The following is a 708-nucleotide window of genomic DNA, read 5'->3' as shown; positions in this document are numbered from 1 at the left end:
AGCCGACGACACCATTCACGCTATTTTAGTGACTGGTGGTACAGGATTTACTGAACGTGATTCAACACCTGAGGCATTTGCGCCGCTGTTTGATAAAAGCGTAGACGGCTTTGGTGAGCTATTTAGACATATATCGTACGGTGAAATTGGTAACTCAACTATTCAATCTCGTGCACTTGCAGGACTTGCTAACAACACCGTTATTTTTTGTATGCCAGGCTCTACAGGCGCATGTAAAACAGCGTGGACAGGCATTATAAAAGATCAACTTAACTCAATGCATAAACCATGTAACTTTGCACCGCACATTACTATTGGTAAAAAGTGTGAATCGCGTGAGCAATAGTATGTTAAGCCACGTTGACGAAAACGGCCAAGCGAATATGGTTGATGTATCGCTCAAGGACGTAACCCTGCGCGACGCCTCAGCTGAAGCATTTATTAGCATGAGTAAGCTTGCCTTTGAGCAAGTAATGCTTAATCAAAACAAAAAGGGCGATGTGTTAGGCGTGGCACGTATTGCGGGTATTCAAGGCGCTAAAAAGTGCGCCGATTTAATCCCGCTTTGTCATCCGCTTGCACTTAGTAAAGTCGCTGTTGATTTTGAACTTGATGAAGCAAACAGCCAAATTAAAATAACCAGCTACTGCAAACTTGCAGGTAAAACGGGGGTTGAAATGGAAGCGTTAACAGCGGTATCTGTGGCTA

General features: G+C 43.8%; 2 protein-coding genes. Both read left to right on the top strand.

Annotation, left to right across the window (positions count from 1 at the left end):
* On the top strand, positions 1 to 346 hold a 346-nt coding region (locus tag L655_RS0100010; RefSeq protein WP_024603670.1), incomplete at its 5' end, for a molybdopterin-binding protein.
* 1 nt (position 347) lies between these two features.
* Positions 348 to 708 (top strand): cyclic pyranopterin monophosphate synthase MoaC (gene moaC, locus L655_RS0100005; protein ID WP_024595222.1); only part of this gene is annotated, 361 nt, incomplete at its 3' end.

The sequence above is a fragment of the Pseudoalteromonas sp. TAE79 genome (genome assembly GCF_000498015.1).
GTDB lineage: Bacteria > Pseudomonadota > Gammaproteobacteria > Enterobacterales > Alteromonadaceae > Pseudoalteromonas.
Note: the sequence above shows the minus strand (reverse complement) of the source record. Positions and strands in the feature narration are given on the sequence as shown.